Source organism: Subtercola sp. YIM 133946 (assembly GCF_036553535.1).
Taxonomy (GTDB): Bacteria; Actinomycetota; Actinomycetes; order Actinomycetales; family Microbacteriaceae; genus Subtercola.
The window spans coordinates 164,026-182,527 of the sequence record NZ_JAZHPE010000022.1 but is presented as its reverse complement, the minus strand read 5'-3'; the positions used below and the strand labels follow the sequence as shown (position 1 = coordinate 182,527).

The window sequence follows — 18,502 nt, the reverse complement described above, 5'->3', positions numbered from 1 at the left end:
CAAGCAGGGCAGTACCCACCAGCTCCGATACGAAATCAATACCTAGATTGTCCACGTTGACCTTTCTTCTGTGACGGCTACGTCACTGTTGTTGAACCCTCGTTCGCCCGCACATCGGGATGCGCGAGCGGAACCAGTTTGAAACCTAGTCCTGCCGCGCATTCCTCAACAAGGCGTGCGAGGTGCACGTTCGTGCATTATTTGCAGGTGTTCAGGCCTTCTGCGTGGCCGGCTTGGGGGCGGTGGCGTCGAGGGTGAGCCCGTGGAAGAAGTCGAGGTCTTTCACGGCCCGGCTGCGTTCGTCGGCCAGCTGTTCTGCCGACCATCCGAGCTGCCTGCCCTGGATGGTGCTGAGCTCGTCGAAGACGGGCTGCGTCAGGCCGCCGATGAAGGCGACGATGGTGCGCCGCAGCACGAGGTCGGTGAGGTGCACCACGTACTCGTTCGCGATCAGGTAGTCGATCTCGGCGGTGCTGTAGTCGGGCAGCGACGCGAGCGGCGCGTCGTCGGAGTGTTCGTTGATGTACGCGATCACGCCGGCGGCCTTCGTGCCGTAGCGCTTCAGCAGCTGGGCGGTGCGCTCAGGCGTGAGCCCGGCTGAGTGCTCCGAGACCCAGGCCTTGGTGGCCGAGTCGGTGAGCGGGAAGCCGACGCCGCCACCGATCTGCAGGGTCTCGGTGCTGACCGAGCGGGTCGTGTGCAGCAGGCCGAGCGTCTCGTTGGTGAGGTGCTCGCTGAGGGCACGCCAGGTGGTCCACTTGCCGCCGACGAGCGAGAGCACCGGCGTCTTGCTGTCGCCGGCGAACACGGTCTGCTCGATGCGGTAGTCGCGCGACACGAACCCGGGGGCGGTGTCGTCGTGCTTCGGCAGGGGGCGGATGCCCGAATAGCGGTACACGATCTGCGAACGGTCGACCGCGATCGTTGGGAAAACGTGCGACACCAGCTTGAAGAAGTAGTCGACCTCTTCTTCGGTGCAGACGCTCGGCACACTCGGGTCGGCGTCGATGTCGGTGGTTCCGACGAGCACACGACCGTTGAGCGGGTAGATCAGCACGATGCGGCCGTCGTTGTTCTCGAAGAAGATCTCGCCGCCGGCGCAGGCGTCGAACAGCTCCTGGTTGTCGAGCACGATGTGCGATCCCTTGGTGCCGCCCATGTAGCTGGTCTGCTTGCCGAGAGCCTTGTTCGTGAGGTCGGTCCAGGGGCCCGAGGTGTTGACGATGACGTCGGCCTTGACCGTGAACTCGGTGCCGCTCACGGTGTCGCGCAGCAGCACGCCGCCGTCGCTGTCGCCGATCGCCTCGACGTAGTTTGCGCTGCGGGCCTTGCCGTCGACGCCGGGTTTGCCGGCCGTGCGGCCGTCGCCCACGATGTCGAGCGCGAGGCGCTCGGGGTTCTCGACCGCGGCGTCGAAGTAACGAGCGGTGTACTTGACCGAGTCGCGCAGCTTCGGAAACTTCTGCATCGACTTCTTGTGGCCCTTGAACTCGTGGCGGGGCACGGTGCCGCCGTCGCGCGAGAACGAGTCGTAGCCGGTCAGGCCCACCTTGATGAGCAGCGCGCCGCGCTCTTTGGTCTTGCCGCCCTGCTTGTGGGTCAGCAGACGCAGCGGTGCGCTCAGGATGCCCGAGAAGGTGGAGAAGATGGGAATGGTCGTCGGCAGCGGCTTCACGTAGTGCGGCGCCAGCTTCATCAGTCGGTTGCGCTCCTGCACAGATTCGCGCACGAGCCGGAACTCGCCGTTCTCGAGGTAGCGCACGCCGCCGTGGATCATGTGGCTCGACGCAGCCGAGGCGCCCGAGATGAAGTCGCTGCGCTCGATGAGGATGACGTCGACGCCCTGCAGGGCCAGGTCGCGGAATGTTCCGACGCCGTTGATGCCACCGCCGATGACGAGAACCTGAGCCGTCGGCCGGTCGAGAATTGCCTGAACGTCGCTGCGGATCGAGGTCTCCGCAGAGGTGTCACTGTTGTTGTCAGTCACTGTGTACTCGCCTTCGTGTAAGTCCCAGGTTGCAGCCGTGCAATCCGTGTGACTCAATACATAATGAGAACCGCAACACGTTTGGTCAAGCTACTTGCACATACGTGCAGACTATGTATTGATTGGGCAGGAGAGCTGTCGTGAGAACCAGAAGAGGACTGCAATGAAGGCACCTGTGGCCGAGCATCCCGTCGAGCACGCCGGCGGCAGCGAACGGGTGCGCGATGCGCTCAGGGCTGCGCACCTCTACTACATGCAAGACCTCACGATGGAGGCCATCGCCGCCGAGCTGCACACCTCACGGTCATCCGTCTCTCGTCTGATCAGCTTCGCCCGCGAGGCGGGGCTCGTCGAGATACAGGTGAAGACGCCGGCCGAGCGCATCTCGACCGCGCTGCAGCGGGTGCAGGAGAAGCACCACGTCACCGTTCACGTCGTGCCGGTGCCCGATTCGGCCAATGAGGTCGACCGGCTCGAGCGCGTGGCCATGTCGGCCGCACGAATTCTCAACCAGTTCTTCGACTCGAACATGACCATGGGCATCGCCTGGGGCAGCACCATGAGCGCCGTGAGCCGGCACCTGCAGCCGAAGGTCACGCACAACTCGCAGATCGTGCAGCTGAACGGGGCGGCCAACACCCGCACCACCGGCATCGTCTATGCCAGCGAGATCATGAGCCGGTTCGGCACGGCGTACGGCGCCTATGTGCAGCAGTTTCCGGTTCCGGCGTTCTTCGACGACCCGGCCACCAAACAGGTGCTCTGGCGCGAACGCAGTATCAGGCGCGTACTCGACATTCAGAAGCGAATGGATGTCGCACTTTTCGGGCTCGGCACACCGCTGTCTGACGTGCCCGGCCATGTGTACACGAGCGGCTACCTCGACGAGAACGACTTCGCGAGCCTCACGGCCTCGAACGTGGTCGGCGACGTGGCGACCGTCTTCTACCGCGCCGACGGTTCGAGCGCCGATGTGCCGATCAATTCGCGGGCCAGCGGCCCGCCCCTCGACCAGCTGGCCCGGGTGTCACGCCGGGTGTGCGTCGTCTCGGGCAAGTCGCGCATGCCGGCGCTGCGCGGCGCGCTGGCGGCGCACCTCATCACCGACCTGATCGTCGACGAGGCCACCGTGCACGGCCTGCTCGACGACTGACCGCTGGTTGAGTAGCTGCGCAGCAGCGTATCGAAACCGGCAGTGCGTCATTCTCGACGGGGGGGTTTCGATACGCGTCACTGCGTGGCGCTACTCAACCAGCGGGGAGTGGCGCTACTCAACCAGCGGGGAGTGGCGTCACTCGACCGGCGGAGGTGTGGCGCTACTCGACCGGCGCGGGGCGTGCGGCTACTCGACCGGCGGAGTCCAGGCGCTGACGGCGTCGAGGCGGGCGACCTCGTCGGGCGTGAGGGTGACGGCTGCGACCGCGAGCAGGTCGGCGACCTGCTCGACGCGAGAGGCGCTGGCGATGGGGGCCACGACCGTGGGCTTGGCGAGCAGCCAGGCGAGCGCCGTGGTCGTGATGCTGGCCTCGTGGGCCGCGCCGATCTCTTCGAGTGCGTCGACGATGGCGAGGCCGGCCGGGGTGGCGTACTTCGCGGCGCCCGTGCCGCGGGCGGTGCCGGCGTTGTCGTCTGGCGAGCGGTACTTTCCGGTCAGAAAGCCGCTGGCGAGCGAGTAGTAGGGAACGACGCCGAGGTCTGCGCGTTCGGCGATCGCCGCCAGCGTCTCTTCGAACGTGTTGCGATGTACGAGGTTGTAGTGCGGCTGCAGCGCCACGGGGCGCGCGTAGCCGTTCGCCTCGACGATCGCCAGCCACTCTTCGAGGCGCTCGGCCGAGTAGTTCGAGATGCCGTAGTAGCGCACCTTGCCGGCGGTGACCAGCTCGTCGAACGCGGCGGCCGTCTCTTCGAGCGGAGTGTCTTCGTCGTCGAAATGCGCGAAGTACAGATCGATCGCGTCGACGCCGAGGCGCCCGAGCGAGGCGTCGGCGGCGGCGTGGATGTTCGGCCCCGAAAGCCCGAGGAAGTCGGGGTGCCTGCTGACCTTCGTGGCGATCACCAGGTCGTCGTGGCTGCCGCGCTGTGCGAGCCACTGGCCGATGATGGTCTCGGACTCGCCGCCGTCGTTGCCCGGCACGAACGCCGAATACGAGTCAGACGTGTCGATGAAGGTGCCGCCGCCGCTCGCGAAGGCGTCGAGGATGTCGAAGGAGGCCTGCTGGTCGGCTGTCCAGCCGAAGACATTGCCGCCGAGGCAGAGGGGGAAGACGTCGAGATCGCTGGAGCCGATGCGGGCCATGGAAGTCCTTTCGAAGTGAACACCTTCAAGGTTAGTGTCAAGGCGTCTGCCGCCCGGAGGCCCTGTTTAGCGCGCCGGGGCCGGGAATGAGAGACTGAAGGCCGCCGAAGCCTCACGCGCAAGCCCCACGAAAGGGTCACGTGCACTTTCTCGCCGTCTTCAGTATGAAGAACAGGGCGCTGATCGCCCTCGTGACGATCGTCGTCGCCATTTTCGGTTCGCTCGCGCTGACCAGCCTGAAACAAGAGCTGATTCCCTCGATCGACTTTCCGCAGCTGGTGGTGCTGACGAACTACCCGGGTGCCTCGCCCGAGGTGGTGAACGCCGATGTGAGCGTGCCGGTGGAGCAGGCGGTGCAGGGTGTCGAAGGCATCGACACGACATCGGCGACGTCGAGCACCAACCTCTCGATCGTGAATGCGACGTTCGTCTACGGCACCAACCTCGCCAACGCCGAGCAGAAGATCAGCCAGGCAATCAACCGCATCCAGTCGACGCTGCCCGACGGGCTCACCCCGCAGGTGCTGAGCGGCAGCATCGGAGACCTGCCGGTCATCCAGATCGCCGTCACCGGTGGCGACACCGACGCGATGGCGGCGCAGATCAACGCGACGACCCTCACCGACATCGAACAGGTCGACGGGGTGCGTGCGGCCCAGCTGCTGGGCGATGTCGGCAAGCGCGTCACCATCACTCCCGACCCCGCGAAGATGGCGGCGGCCGGGCTCACCGACACCTCGCTGACCAACGCGGTCGCGACGAACGGCCAGCTCATTCCGGCCGGCTCGCTCACCGAGAACGGGCTGACCTATTCGGTGCAGGCCGGGTCGACCCTCACCAGCGTCGCCGACATCGGCGCGCTGCCCGTCTCGCCTGCCACGGCGACGGGTTCGGGGGAGGCGGGCGCCGCGGCCGCGGCAGCGGCGGCGGCCGCCTCGGGCGGAACGGTCACGACCATCGGCGACGTCGCCACCGTGGCGCTCGTCGACAATCCCGTGACCTCCATCTCGCGGGTGAACGGGCAGCCCGCGCTGACCATCGCGGTCACCAAGCTGCCGGCCGCCAACACGGTCGATGTGTCGAAGGGCGTGCGCGACCTCATCCCGTCGCTCGAGGCGGCCATGCCGGGGGCGACCTTCACCGTGGTCTTCGACCAGGCCCCGTTCATCCAGCAGTCGATCAACTCGCTGGCCGAGGAGGGCCTGCTCGGCCTGTTCTTCGCGGTGGTGATCATCCTGGTGTTCCTGATGTCGATCAGGTCGACGCTGGTCACGGCGATCTCGATTCCGACCTCGGTGCTCATCACCTTCATCGCGATGCAGGCGGCCGACTACTCGCTCAACATCATCACGCTCGGTGCCCTCACCATCGCCATCGGCCGTGTGGTCGACGACTCGATCGTGGTGATCGAGAACATCAAGAGGCACCTGACGTTCGCCGAGGTCGGTGGCCCGATCGACGCGGCCACTCGTTCGCAGGTCATTGTCGAGGCCGTACGCGAGGTCGCCACCGCCATCACGGCCTCGACGGTGACGACGGTCGCCGTCTTCCTGCCCATCTCGTTCGTGCAGGGCACCACGGGCGAGCTGTTCCGCCCGTTCGCACTCACCGTGACGATCGCCCTCCTCGCCTCCCTGTTCGTCGCGCTGACGATCGTTCCCGTGCTGGCGTACTGGTTTCTCGGCAGCTCGCACACCAAGCGTGCGGTGGGCGGCGCCGTCGCCGTGGCGACCGCCGCGCTTCCCGTCGGTCGGAGAAGCCGTCGCCAGGCAGCCGTGGTCGACGATGAGAAGCCCACCGCCCTTCAGCGCCGCTACCTGCCGATCATCTCGTGGACCCTCAAGCACTCTGTCGCCACTCTGCTCATCGCGGTGTTCGTGCTCGCCGGAACGTTCGCGCTGGTGCCCTTCATGAAGACCAACTTCCTCGGCTCGAGCGGCCAGAACACACTGACCGTCACGCAGACCGTGCCCGTGGGGTCGAGCCTCGACGCGCAGAACGCGTCGGCGCAGAAGGTGGAGTCCACCCTGCAGGGCATCGCGGGCGTGCAGACCGTTCAGGTGTCGATCGGGTCGAGCGGCTCGAGCCTGCGCGACGCCTTCGCCGGCGGCGGGGCCAATGCGATCACCTACTCCATCACGACCGACGAGAACGTGAACCAGGACGACCTGCAGAACACCGTGCGCACCGACGTCGAGGCCATCCCCGACGTCGGCGAGATCTCGGTGGGTGCCTCGGCCGGCTTCGGCGGCTCCTCCGACATCGAGGTCGACATCACGGCCTCGAACCAGACCGACCTGCAGACGGCGTCGGATGCCCTGCTGGCGTCTGTCTCGAAGCTCTCCGACATCACCCAGGCCACCTCGAACCTCGCGGCGACCAGGCCGTACATCGCCGTCGCCGTCGACCGCGACAAGGCCGCCGCCGCGGGGCTCAGCGAGGTGGCGGTGGGCACTCTGGTCTCGAATGCGATGCAGCCGCAGACCGTCGGCTCGATCGGCATCGACGGCACGCAGTACACGATCTACATCGCCAGCGACTCGACGCCGACGACGCAGGCCGAGCTGGCCGCCCTGCCGATTCCCACCGCCGCGGGCCCGGCGCGGCTCGATTCGGTCGCGACCGTGTCTCAGCAGAACGGCCCCGACACGATCACCGAGTCGCGGGGGCTCCGCACCGCCGCCATCACGGCCACGCCGTCGAGCGACAACCTCGGCGGCGCGAGCGCCGAGGTGTCGAAGGCTGTGGCCGACACCACGCTTCCGGCCGGAGCGACGGCCACCCTGGGCGGCGCCACCTCCGACCAGAGCGACGCGTTCGGCCAGCTCGGTATCGCGCTGCTCGTCGCCATCCTGATCGTCTACGTGGTCATGGTGGCCACGTTCAAGAGCCTGCTGCAGCCCCTGCTGCTGCTGGTCTCGGTGCCCTTCGCCGCGACGGGCGCCATCGCGCTGCAGGTCATCTCGGGCATCCCGCTCGGGGTGCCGTCGATCATCGGCGTGCTGATGCTGATCGGCATCGTGGTGACGAACGCCATCGTTCTCGTCGACCTGGTGAACCAGTACCGGACCCGCGGCCTGCCGGTTCGCGAGGCGCTGGTGCAGGGCTCGAGCCGGCGGCTGCGGCCCATTCTGATGACCGCCCTCGCGACCATCTTCGCGCTGCTGCCGATGGCCATCGGTCTCACCGGCCACGGCGGCTTCATCTCGCAGCCCCTTGCGATCGTGGTGATCGGCGGGCTGATCTCGTCGACCGTTCTGACCCTGATCGTCTTGCCCGTGCTCTACAACATCGTCGAGGGCGGCCGTGAACGGCGCCGGGCCCGCCGTGATCAGCGGTTCGCCGATCGGCGGGCGCAGCACGACGCCGACGCGGCGGCGGATCGCCCGGTGCTGGCCCTGTCGGCCGGCGCGCCCGATGAGTCTGTCTGAGAACCGGTGGCCCCGAACTGGGAGTCGACCTCACGTCTGACCGATCGCACAGTATCTGACCGAGCGGTCAGCTACGCTGTCGGAGTGTCAGAATCGACGACGCCCCGAGCCGACCCCGCCGACGAGCTGCGGGCTGTCGCGCTGCGCCTGTTCGCCCAGACCAGCTACGCCGGCGCCTCGCTGCAGCAGATCGCCGATGCCGCGGGCTACTCGAAGTCGAGCGTGTTGTATCACTTCGCCTCGAAGGAGGCGCTGCTCGAGGCGGTGCTCGCGCCTGCCGTCGACACCATCGAGCTGCTGCTCCAGGGGTCGATCGGCCGCATCGCAGACGATGAACAACGAGCCGAGTTCGTCGAGGAGTTCATCGACTTCCTGCTGCGCTACCGGCTCGAGGCGCACATCATCATCAACCAGGGCCAGTCGCTGTCGGGCATCCCGACCGTCGACCGGGCGCGCGAGTACATCACCCGGCTGGCGGCCTCGTTCGACACCGAACTGCCGAGCGTGAACCACCGCATCAGACTCGGGGTGGGTCTCGCCGGCGCCGCCTACGTTCTGGCCACGAGTGCCGTCGACATCGACATCAGCGACTCCATCGACGAGGTCAGGGCTGCCCTCATCGACGTGGTCTCAGAGCTTCTCGTTCCACGTTCTGCCCCTGCCACGCCCAACCGCCTCACCGTCTAGGAGCCTCGACAATGGCAACGCTTCTGTATCGCATCGGTCGCTTCTCCTATCGCCATTCCTGGCAGATCGTCGTCGCCTGGTTCTTGGTGCTCGTGGCCATCCTGGGCGGCGGAGTCGCCCTCGGCGGGTCGACGGTGAACACGTTCTCGATTCCCGGAACCGAGTCGCAGCAGGCGCTCGACAAGCTGAGCGCGGTGTTCCCGGCGGCCGCCGGTGCCAGCGCGCAGGTGGTGTTCGAGGTTCCCGACGGGCAGACCGTCAACGACGCGGCCAACAAGGCCGCCATCACGGCGACGACCGATGCCATCGCGAAGATCGACCACGTGTCGTCGGTGATCGACCCCTACTCGCAGTATGCCGCAAACGCGATCTCGAAAGACGGCACGATCGCCTACGCCACCGTTCAGTTCGACGGCCCCACCACGAGCATCCCGGCGTCGACGGTGACCGAGGTCGAGAACGCGAAGGCGCCGGCGACCGATGCGGGAATCCGGGTCGAATTCGGCGGCGACATCTTTCAGGCCACCGGGGTCGCGGTGAGCCCGTCTGAGGGTCTCGGCGTCGTGTTCGCTGCCATCGTTCTGTTCTTCACGTTCGGCTCGATCCTCGCGGCAGGGCTGCCACTGCTGTCGGCCATCCTCGGCGTCGGCGTGTCACTCGGCGCGGTCATCCTCGTCTCGGCCTTCGCCGAGGTGTCGAGCACCGCGCCGACGCTGGCCGCCATGATCGGGCTCGCGGTGGGCATCGACTACGCGCTGTTCATTCTGTCGCGCCACCGAACGCAGCTCGCCCAGGGCATACCGCCCGAGGAGTCGGCGGCTCAGGCCGTCGCAACGGCGGGCAGCGCGGTGGCGTTCGCGGGTACCACGGTGATCATCGCCCTGCTGGGGCTGCTCGTGGTGGGCATCCCGTTTCTCAGCGTGATGGGTGTCGCTGCGGCGTTCGCTGTGTTCGTCGCGGTGCTGATCGCCCTCACCCTGCTGCCGGCGATCATGGGGCTGTTCAAGCACCGCCTCGCGCCCAAGGAGGGCGGCCGGGTGCAGCGCCGCGCCCTCGCCGACCTGTCGGGCCACTCGGCTACCGAGACGACCGAGGCGGCCGAGACCGCGAAGACCGCGACGATCGCGACGACCGATACGCAGCCGATCGACCTTGGGGTCGTCGTGGCCGACGGCGCCGTCGCTCCGGTGGCCGACGCGAAGGCCGCCAGGCGCGCCGCCACAGCGAGCAGGCCCGTCGGCAGATCGATGGGCGCACGCTGGGTGGGCATCGTGATGAAGGCGCCGATCGTGTTCGTCATCGTCGTTCTCGGCATCGTCGGCGTCGCCTCGATTCCGGCCCTGAGCCTCGATCTCAACCTGCCCACCTCGGGGCAGCAGCCGCTCAACACGACCAACCGGCAGGCCTATGACATTCTCGCCAAGGGTTTCGGCCCGGGCTACAACGGCCCGCTGATCGTCGTCGCCGACATCACCCAGTCGACCGACATCCAGGGCGTGCTGACCAAGATCCAAGACGAGCTGGGCACCGTGCAGGGCGTCACCTACGTCAGCCAGGGGGTGCCCGACTCGACGCTCGACACCGCGATCTTCCGGGTGATTCCGGATGCCGCACCCGACTCGCCCGAGACGAAGACGGTCGTTCACGACCTGCGTGACCTCAATACGAAGATCACCGCCGACCTCGGCACACCGATCACCGTCACGGGCGCGACCGCCGTCGCCGTCGATGTGTCGAACGTGCTGACGGCTGCACTGCTGCCGTTCGGCATTCTCGTGGTGGGGCTGTCGATCATCCTGCTCGCCATGGTGTTCCGTTCGATCGCCGTGCCCCTGAGCGCCGCGCTCGGCTTCCTGCTCTCGGTCGGGGCGAGCTTCGGTGTCTCGGTCGCCGTCTTCCAGTGGGGCTGGGGCGGCAGCCTGCTGAACATGGACACGACGGGGCCGTTGCTGAGCTTTCTGCCGATTCTGCTGATGGCCATCCTGTTCGGGCTCGCGATGGACTACCAGGTCTTCCTGGTGTCGGGCATGCGTGAGGAGTACGTCAAGTCGGGCGACGCGCGACGGTCGGTGCGGGTCGGCTTCGTGCACGGCGCGCGCGTGGTGACCGCGGCAGCGCTCATCATGTTCTTCGTCTTCTTCGCGTTCGTGCCCGAGGGCACAGGTGCCATCAAACAGATCGCCCTGGCGCTCGCGGTGGGCGTGTTCGTCGACGCCTTCCTGGTGCGTATGACGCTCATCCCGGCGGTCATGACCATGCTGGGGCGCAGCGCCTGGGCGCTGCCGAAGTTCATCGGGCGCATCCTGCCGAACGTCGACGTCGAGGGTGAGGGCCTGCGTGAGCACATCACCAACTCCGCCTGGGCCTCGAAGCACACCGGCGACGCCGTCACCGCCGAGAAGCTGGCCATCGCCGGCCTCGAAGGCACGGTCGACGTCTCCGTGGCGTTCGGCGGCCTGCTCGTCGTGGGCGGCGACACGAGTTCGCGCCGGCTGCTCGGCGCCACGCTGGCCGGCCGAGTGCTGCCCGAGCACGGTGAGCTGCAGATTCTGGGCCACTGCGTGCCGTCGGAATCGGGTGCGATCAGCCGCAGCGTGTCGCTCGTCGATGCGTCGTCGGCGCGCCCCGACGTCGACACCACCGTCGAGGCGGCGATGCGCGAGCGTCTCAGCCTCGCCAAGCCGTGGTTCAGGCCGTGGGTGTCGAAGGCCGAGGTCGCCCAGCGCATCGCCGCGGTGAACGCAGCGCTCGACGGATTTCCCGCCGAACGTGCCATCGGCGAGTCGACAGCTCTCGGTGAACTCTCGCCCGTCGGCACGGCCCTGCTGCACACCGCGCTCGGCCTCGCCGACCGGTCGCGGCTGCTCGTGGTCGACACCGGCGATCTCGGATCGCCCACCGACGACGACACCGTGTTCCTGCGGTCGCTCGTCGCCCTGGTTCCCGCCGAGACCACCCTGGTCGTCGGGCTGCCGGCACTGCCGCCCGGCCTCGAGCCGTCGCACGTCGGCCACGAGCACGCGGCCACAGACCCGAATCACCCCGCACCGCGACCGGTCAGCATTCTCGAACTCTCACACCCTGCCCGCCAGGAAGGATCACTGCGATGACGTCACCGCACTCCGCAGACCACGCCGCCCAGGCGGCCGTCGTGCCCGCCGCGTCTGGTGGCGGTGCCGGCACCGCCTCCCGCGCCGACTCCGCCCCCACACAGCCGAACCCGTCGGGCGCCTCCGCTGCGCCCACCGCCGAGATGACCGCGCGTTCGCACCGCAGGCGCCGGGGCGTCTGGTTCGCCATCGGACTGCTCGCCGTCATCGCCATCCCGCTGGCCGCCAGCGGGCTGTTCTCGGGGGCGTTCTCGAACGTCAGCACCAACATCAACAAGGTGCCCGCGGCGCTGGTGAACAACGACCAGCTGATCACCACCACGGCGACCGACGGCACCCAGTCGACCGTGTACGCCGGCCGCGGTCTCGTCACCCAGCTCACCGGGCCCGACGCCAGCGGCTTCGACTGGCACGTTACGAACTCGGCCGACGCGGCCAAGGGCCTCGCCGACGGCACCTACTACGCGGTGCTGACGATTCCCGAAGACTTCTCGAAGCAGGTCAGCAGCCTCGGCACGCCGACCCCCGTGCAGGCCTCCATCGACATCGCCACCGACAACTCGCACGGCTACCTCTCGAGCGTCGTCGCGACCACGGTCGGCAACGCGATCAAGGCCGGCTTCGGCCAGACCGTCACGGCCCAGGTGCTGAGCGGCGTCTACACCGGGCTCGGCACGGTCGGCACTCAGCTGTCGACGGCGGCCAGCGGCGCGGGGCAGCTCGCGACCGGTGCCACCAGCCTGCAGGGCGGCCTCAACGAGATCGCCACCGGTGCCACCAACGCCGCCACGGGCGCGGCCGGCCTGAGCACCGGCATCGCCGGATACACGGGCGGGGTCGATCAACTCGCCGGTGGGCTCACCAAGCTCGATGACAGCGCGGCGGGTCTGTCGCAGCTCTCGAGCGGGGTCAGCAAGTACACCGGGGGCATCACGAGCCTGTCGTCGGGCGCCGACAAACTGTCGCCGGGCATCCTCGCCGCGATCTCGTCGAATCCCTACCTGACCGACACGCAGAAGCAGCAGCTGAGCGGAGGCTACTCGGGCCTGCAGGGCGGCCTCAGCCAGGCGTCGAGCGCCGGCTCGACGCTCTCGTCGTCGACGTCGTCGGGTGTCAGCCAGCTGCAGTCGGGCATCTCGAGCCTGTCGTCAGGGGCGAACCAGATCTCGGCGAACTCCGCCGCTCTCGACTCGGGTGCGGCCGACCTGGCCTCGGGGCTGGCCAAGCTCGCGCCCGCGATCCAGCAGTCCGCCGACGGCGCGGGCCTGCTCGCCACCAACATCACGCAGCTGCAGACCGGCCTGCAGTCGGGCGCCGACGCGCTCGCGAACAACACGGCGACCGATCCGGCGGCGGCGGCCAAGATCGCGGCCGACCCGATCGCGGTGAACGTCACCGCGCTCAACCCGGTCGACGGAATCGGCCAGGTCATCGCGATCCTGATCATTCCCGCGGGGCTGTGGATCGGCGCGCTTGCCGTGTTCCTCTTCTTCCGTCCGCTGAAGAGCGCGGTGCTCGCGAGCTCTGCGTCGACGGGGCGACTCGTCGCGCGGGTGTTCGGCCGGGCATCCGCCATCGGTGCCATTCAGGTCGTGCTGGTGATGCTGTACCTGTACCTGAGCCTCGGGGGCGGATGGTCGACCCTGCCGGCCGCGTTCGGCTTCTCGCTGCTGGTGTCGCTCGCGTTCATGGCGTTCAACCAGTTCTTGACCATGGCGTTCGGGCGCGTCGGCATCATCATCTCGCTGATCCTGTTCGCGGTGCAGATCGCGACGACGGCAGGGCTGTATCCGGTGCAGATCTTGAGCGGCCCGTTCCAGGCCATCAGTGCGATCTCGCCGATGAGCTATGCGGTCGCCGGGCTGCAGGGCATCCTGACGCAGGGCGACTCGGGGCCGGTGTGGACGAGCGTGGTGGTGATGGCGATCATCCTGGTGGTGAGCCTGCTGCTGTGCGGCTTCGCGCTGGCCCGGCGACGCAACCCGATTCGCACGGGGTGGCTGCTGGCGGGGGCGAACTCGCGACCGACGACCCCTCGCGGTGCGTCGACCGACGGGCCGTCGTCGGGCGAGGGTGTGGAGGTGGGCGGGCGCGAGCCGGCACACGGGCAGCACGATCATGCGGGCGCCGCGGCGGGAACGCGCGCGCCGGGGCTCGCCACGTAGGGTCGGCCTGGGGCTGCGCCGGTGGTCGTCGGCGGGTCTCAGCCCTCGTTCCGTGCTATTTCGGGGCGGATCGTGTAACGTAGGTGGGTCGGCTCTTGACACCGCGCGTCGTGCGCGGATGGGTTTGTAAGTCAGGTGGGCCGGTTTCTCGTTTCGTGCGACAGTGATTTCAGCTGTTATTGGCATGACGCAATATGGATGCGGCATGCAGAGAGTGCACAAGCGCAAGAGCACCGCACGAACGTTGTGCAGGGGTGTGAAAGCGCGGGGCGGGAACAATCACGTATGTGAAACGGCCCCGGCCAAAGACTGCCCGGGTTCAGCAAAAGTCAATCGCAAATGTATTGACCGCTTTGCCATGCAAATGAAATAACCCGGAAAGCATCATGCCCGATTACTCGAAGAAGTCCGCCAACAGCGGCAGCAACTACTCCGGAGCCAAGGGCTCCAGGGGCGCATCGGCCGCTGCCGGTTCGCGCAGCGCGGGTCACCGCGGCTACAAGGCCGCCGACGCCGGCGCGCCCAAGAAGGCCCGCTGGAACGCCGACGAGCGTGCCGCCCGCGGTGCCGCCCCGACCAGCCGCGGCGACCGCCCCAACTGGGAGCCGCGCGCCACCCCGCCCACCCGCGAGAGCAACTACAGCAACCGCGGCGACCGTGGTGCGTCGACGGGTCGCCCGTCGTACGGTGACCGCAATGACCGTGGTGCGTCGACGGGTCGCCCGTCGTATGGTGACCGCAATGACCGTGGTGCGTCGACCGGCCGCCCGTCGTATGGTGACCGCAATGACCGTGGTGCCTCGACCGGCCGCGCGTCGTACGGTGACCGCAATGACCGTGGTGCCTCCACCGGTCGCCCGTCGTACGGTGACCGCAACTCTTCGGGTGCTGGGCGCTCGGAGCGCCCGTCGTACGGTGACCGCAGCGCATCGAACGATCGCGGTGCCTCCACCGGCCGCCCGTCGTACGGTGACCGCACCGACCGCGGTGCCTCGACCGGTCGTCCCTCCTATGGCGACCGTTCGGCCAGCAGCGACCGCGGTTCGTACAACGACCGCCCGGCCCGCTCGGAGCGCCCCTTGTACGGTGACCGCAGCGCCTCGAACGACCGCGGTGCCTCCACCGGCCGCCCGTCGTACGGTGACCGCCCCGAGCGCAGCGAGCGTTCGTCGTACGGTGACCGCCCCGCCCGCACGGAGCGCCCGTCGTACGGCGATCGCGGAGCATCCACCGGCCGCCCCTCCTACAGCGATCGCCCGGCGCGCACGGAGCGTCCCTCGTACGGTGATCGCCCGGCGCGCACGGAGCGTCCCTCGTACGGCGACCGCCCCGAGCGCAGAGACCGCCCCGAGCGCAGCGAACGCCCCTCGTACAGTGATCGCCCCGCCCGCACCGAGCGCCCCTCGTACGGCGACCGCGGCGCGAGCAGCGACCGCGGCTCGTACGGCGACCGCGGCGCCCGCAACGAGCGCCCCGCCCGCTCGTTCGATGACCGACGCGACTCGAACACCGACCGCGCCAGCCGCGGCAGCGACTTCTACCCGAAGCGCGACAGCAACGGCTACGCCTCCGCGGCTGCCACCGGCGCCGTCGCCGCAGGCCGGTTCGGCCCGCAGGACGACGTCGTACTCGAGCGCCTCGAGGCCGAAGTGACCACCGCGAGCGACGTGGTCGACATGTCGTTCGGCGACCTCGGTCTCGGCGACAACATCACGCGCCAGCTGGCGTCGATGGGTGCTCCGAGCCCGTTCCCGATTCAGGCAGCCACCATTCCCGACGTTCTCGCCGGCAAGGATGTTCTCGGCCGTGGCAAGACCGGCTCGGGCAAGACCATCGCCTTCGGTGCGCCGCTCGTCGAGCGCCTGATGGAGAACGACGGCGCCAAGGGTCGCAAGCCGGGCAGACTGCCCCGTGCGCTCATCCTGGCCCCGACCCGCGAGCTCGCGATGCAGATCGACCGCACCGTGCAGCCCATCGCCCGATCGGTCGGCCTGTTCACCACGCCGATCTTCGGCGGAGTGCCGCAGTTCAAGCAGGTCTCTGCCCTGCAGCGCGGAACCGACATCATCATCGCGACCCCCGGCCGCCTCGAAGACCTCGTCGAGCAGGGTCGTCTCGACCTCTCGCAGGTCAAGATCGTCGTTCTCGACGAGGCCGATCACATGTGCGACCTCGGGTTTCTCGAGCCCGTGCAGCGCATTCTTCGGCTCACCGCGCCGAAGAGCCAGAAGCTGCTCTTCTCCGCAACGCTCGACAAGGGCGTCGCCCAGCTCGTCAACGAGTTTCTCGTCGAGCCGGCCGTGCACGAAGTCGCCGGTGAAGACCAGGCCTCGTCGACGATCGACCACCGCGTGCTGCTCATCGAGCAGCGCGACAAGCGTGCGATCATCGAGCAGCTCGCCAGTGGCGAGGGTAAGACGCTGATCTTCGCCCGCACCCGTGCGTTCGCCGAAGAGCTCGCAGACCAGCTCGACGATGCGGGTATTCCCGCCACGTCACTGCACGGCGACCTCAACCAGTCGCGCCGCACGCGCAACCTGCAGCTGCTCACCAGCGGCCGGGTCAACGTACTCGTGGCGACGGATGTTGCGGCACGAGGCATCCACGTCGACGACATCAATCTGGTCATCCAGGCCGATGCTCCCGACGAGTACAAGACCTACCTGCACCGCTCGGGCCGCACGGGCCGCGCGGGCAAGCAGGGCACGGTCGTGACGCTCATCTCGAAGTCGCGCCGCCGTCGCATGGACGAGCTGCTCGGCCGCGCCGACATCGAGGCCACCATGGTTCCGGCCATGCCCGGCGACCAGCTGATCGACGACCTGCAGAGCGCGGGCATCTGATCTGGCGCTTAGCCGCTCCTGCGGCGCACTGAACATCCGGTTCGAACCGAGTGCCCGGTGCGAACCGAGCAGTGACTGAAGGGCTTCGGATGCTCTGCCTTCGGGCGGGCATCCGAAGCCCTTCTTCGTACCCGCCGGGCACCCGCGTGGAGCGCGAGCGATCAGGCCACGGGCCGGCCCGCCTGGTCGCGCAGCCGGGCGCGGCTGCGGCGCACCCAGTAGCGCTCGACCCAGCCCGAGACGAAGAGGATGACGAGGGCCCAGAGGCCGACGCCCGGAACGGTGACGGCCACGATCAGGGCCGCCGTCATGGCGATGGCCGGAAAGACCGCGGGCGAGAGCAGGATGGTGCCGCGGATGTTCTCGAGCTGCATCTCGGGGGTCTTCACGATGATGTACTGCGCCACGAGGCCGGCGTAGGTGGTGACGACCATCGTTCCGATGTAGAGCGCCGAGGTGACGGTGTTCGACCCCGAACTCTGGCCGAGCAGCTCGGTCGGGAACGGCAGGAACACGATGGTCAGCAGCCAGACGAAGTTCACCCAGACCAGCGTTATTGTGTACCCCTCGATCGCGCGGTACAGCTTGTGGTGGATGAGCCAGAAGTCGGCGATGACGACGAAACTGAGCGCGAACAGAAACAGCTGTTCCTCGTGATCGACGAGGAATTGGCCGGGTGACGCGTCGCCGATGTTTCCGGCGGCGTCGACGAGGGGCAGGATCAGCAGGGTGACCGCGATGGCGATGACCGCGTCGCTGAGGTTCACGAGTCGGTCGTAGCCGCGCCTGATAACCATGAGGCAATTATCGCGGCTCGGGCGGCCGTTGGTGGCATTGGCTACGGCCACCGCCGCCGGGAAGCTGCACCGCCGACCCGCCGACTCGCCGACTCGCCGACCCGCCGACCCGCCGACCCGCCGCTCAGGCGAGGGCGAGCAGCGCGGCCGCGACGAGCGCGAGCACCAGGCCGGCCACCTGCACCGGGGCGATGCGCTCCCGCAGCACGATGGCGGCCAGCACGATGGTGCCTGCCGGGTAGAGCGCAGTCAGCACCGACATGACCGCGAGGTCGCCGAGGTGGATGCCCGTGAGCAGCAGCACGTTCGCCCCGGCGTCGAGCACGCCACAGCCGAGGGCGAGCAGCAGTGCAGCCCGCAGGCTGCCCGCGGCTTCGGCTCGGGCATCCGACCCGCTCCCGGGGGCGCTCGAGTCGGCGTGCGTCAGGCCAGAGGCACGGCGTCGAACCCGTGTCGCAACCGCCAGCACGCCCACCGCCCCGAAGAGCAGCGCGGCGTTCACACTGCGATTGAACAGCAGCGGAACGATGCCCGAGTCGGTCGGCGTCTGGTCGACGAAGATCAGGAAGCCGCCGATCAGGGCGCCCGAGGCGACGGCCATCAGCAGGCCCTTCAGCGATGGCCGAACGGCGCCCTTCTCGGGCACGAACCCCACCAGAACCACCGCGACGAGCGCAATGCCGAGACCGGCGTAGCCGAGCGGGCCGAAGCGCGTTCCCGTGATGAGGCCCGCGGTCATCGGCACGACGGCCGACATGATGGCGGTGAGGGGCGAAAGGATGCTCATCGGTCCGATGGCCAGGCAGGCGTAGAGCAGCGAGAGCCCGACGGCCCCCGAGACGCCCGAGAGCGCACCCCAGCCGACAGCCGACCACGACCACTGGCCGCCGATCAGCGGGAAGAGCAGCAGCAGAACCACCAGGCCGGTCGCGGCGCTCGTGGCGGTGACGAGCAACGGGCTGATGCGTTTGGCTGCCAGGCCGCCGAGGAAGTCGGAGCTGCCGTAGACGAAGGCACCGATGGTGCCGAGCAGGGCAGCGAACATGAAGAACACGTTACAGATCGGGATCGCTCTTCTGTGAGTGCACTCAGAAACGTAGATTGTTCTGGTGCGCCCTTCTCGAGGGGCCCACACCACCACGCATCCGACTAACGCATCCGATCCACGCATCTGACCCACAGCTAG

At 68.2% G+C, this 18,502-nt stretch carries 10 protein-coding genes; 6 read left to right on the top strand and 4 right to left on the bottom strand.

All coding sequences use genetic code 11. The features are described 5' to 3' along the window. Nucleotides 1-211: 211 nt before the first annotated feature. Nucleotides 212-1,987 carry a glycerol-3-phosphate dehydrogenase/oxidase gene (locus V3W46_RS08250; protein ID WP_331782613.1) on the bottom strand — a complete coding sequence of 592 codons (1,776 nt, stop codon included), beginning with the start codon at nucleotides 1,985-1,987 and terminating at the stop codon, nucleotides 212-214. A 163-nt stretch (nucleotides 1,988-2,150) separates the two neighbouring features. Between V3W46_RS08250 and V3W46_RS08245 the strand changes: the two genes are divergently transcribed. After that, a complete protein-coding gene (locus tag V3W46_RS08245) occupies nucleotides 2,151-3,140 on the top strand; it encodes a sugar-binding transcriptional regulator (protein ID WP_331782612.1) in 990 nt (329 codons plus the stop codon). 189 nt (nucleotides 3,141-3,329) lie between these two features. Here the strand turns inward: V3W46_RS08245 and V3W46_RS08240 are convergent, their stop codons facing one another. Next, nucleotides 3,330-4,283 carry an aldo/keto reductase gene (locus tag V3W46_RS08240; RefSeq protein ID WP_331782611.1) on the bottom strand — a complete coding sequence of 318 codons (954 nt, stop codon included), beginning with the start codon at nucleotides 4,281-4,283 and terminating at the stop codon, nucleotides 3,330-3,332. Between the two features lie 140 nt (nucleotides 4,284-4,423). Between V3W46_RS08240 and V3W46_RS08235 the strand changes: the two genes are divergently transcribed. The 5 genes from V3W46_RS08235 to V3W46_RS08215 all read left to right on the top strand — a co-directional run bounded on the left by V3W46_RS08235 (nucleotide 4,424) and on the right by V3W46_RS08215 (nucleotide 16,519). Next, nucleotides 4,424-7,714: an efflux RND transporter permease subunit gene (locus V3W46_RS08235; protein ID WP_331782610.1), complete on the top strand. Its 3,291-nt coding sequence runs from the start codon at nucleotides 4,424-4,426 to the stop codon at nucleotides 7,712-7,714. A gap of 84 nt (nucleotides 7,715-7,798) precedes the next feature. After that, complete coding sequence (locus tag V3W46_RS08230) at nucleotides 7,799-8,401, top strand: TetR/AcrR family transcriptional regulator (protein WP_331782609.1); 603 nt, start codon at nucleotides 7,799-7,801, stop codon at nucleotides 8,399-8,401. Between the two features lie 11 nt (nucleotides 8,402-8,412). Further along, nucleotides 8,413-11,511 (top strand): MMPL family transporter, encoded by a 3,099-nt coding sequence (locus V3W46_RS08225; protein WP_331782608.1) that lies wholly within the window; start codon nucleotides 8,413-8,415, stop codon nucleotides 11,509-11,511. Next, the gene (locus V3W46_RS08220) at nucleotides 11,508-13,676 is read left to right on the top strand and encodes a YhgE/Pip family protein (protein ID WP_331782607.1); all 2,169 of its coding nucleotides are present in this window, start codon (nucleotides 11,508-11,510) and stop codon (nucleotides 13,674-13,676) included. The genes V3W46_RS08225 and V3W46_RS08220 overlap by 4 nt, the downstream gene beginning before the upstream one ends. Before the next feature lie 386 nt (nucleotides 13,677-14,062). Beyond that, on the top strand, nucleotides 14,063-16,519 hold the full coding sequence (locus V3W46_RS08215) for a DEAD/DEAH box helicase (RefSeq protein WP_331782606.1): 2,457 nt from the start codon (nucleotides 14,063-14,065) through the stop codon (nucleotides 16,517-16,519). A 161-nt stretch (nucleotides 16,520-16,680) separates the two neighbouring features. On the opposite strand, the gene V3W46_RS08210 is transcribed toward V3W46_RS08215, so the two are convergent. Both V3W46_RS08210 and V3W46_RS08205 read right to left on the bottom strand, forming a co-directional pair. Then, nucleotides 16,681-17,316, bottom strand: a complete 636-nt coding sequence (locus tag V3W46_RS08210) for a TMEM175 family protein (protein ID WP_331782605.1) — start codon at nucleotides 17,314-17,316, stop codon at nucleotides 16,681-16,683. A 124-nt stretch (nucleotides 17,317-17,440) separates the two neighbouring features. Continuing rightward, on the bottom strand, nucleotides 17,441-18,361 hold the full coding sequence (locus V3W46_RS08205; RefSeq protein WP_331782604.1) for a DMT family transporter: 921 nt from the start codon (nucleotides 18,359-18,361) through the stop codon (nucleotides 17,441-17,443). Nucleotides 18,362-18,502: the final 141 nt, after the last annotated feature.

Excerpts from the sequence above, each read along its gene's own strand:
- V3W46_RS08245 (WP_331782612.1), top strand. The coding sequence starts at position 2,151 with ATGAAGGCACCTGTGGCCGAGCATCCCGTCGAGCACGCCGGCGGCAGC.
- V3W46_RS08240 (WP_331782611.1), bottom strand. The coding sequence starts at position 4,283 with ATGGCCCGCATCGGCTCCAGCGATCTCGACGTCTTCCCCCTCTGCCTC.
- V3W46_RS08225 (WP_331782608.1), top strand. The coding sequence starts at position 8,413 with ATGGCAACGCTTCTGTATCGCATCGGTCGCTTCTCCTATCGCCATTCC.
- V3W46_RS08220 (WP_331782607.1), top strand. The coding sequence starts at position 11,508 with ATGACGTCACCGCACTCCGCAGACCACGCCGCCCAGGCGGCCGTCGTG.
- V3W46_RS08215 (WP_331782606.1), top strand. The coding sequence starts at position 14,063 with ATGCCCGATTACTCGAAGAAGTCCGCCAACAGCGGCAGCAACTACTCC.
- V3W46_RS08210 (WP_331782605.1), bottom strand. The coding sequence starts at position 17,316 with ATGGTTATCAGGCGCGGCTACGACCGACTCGTGAACCTCAGCGACGCG.
- V3W46_RS08205 (WP_331782604.1), bottom strand. The coding sequence starts at position 18,361 with ATGTTCGCTGCCCTGCTCGGCACCATCGGTGCCTTCGTCTACGGCAGC.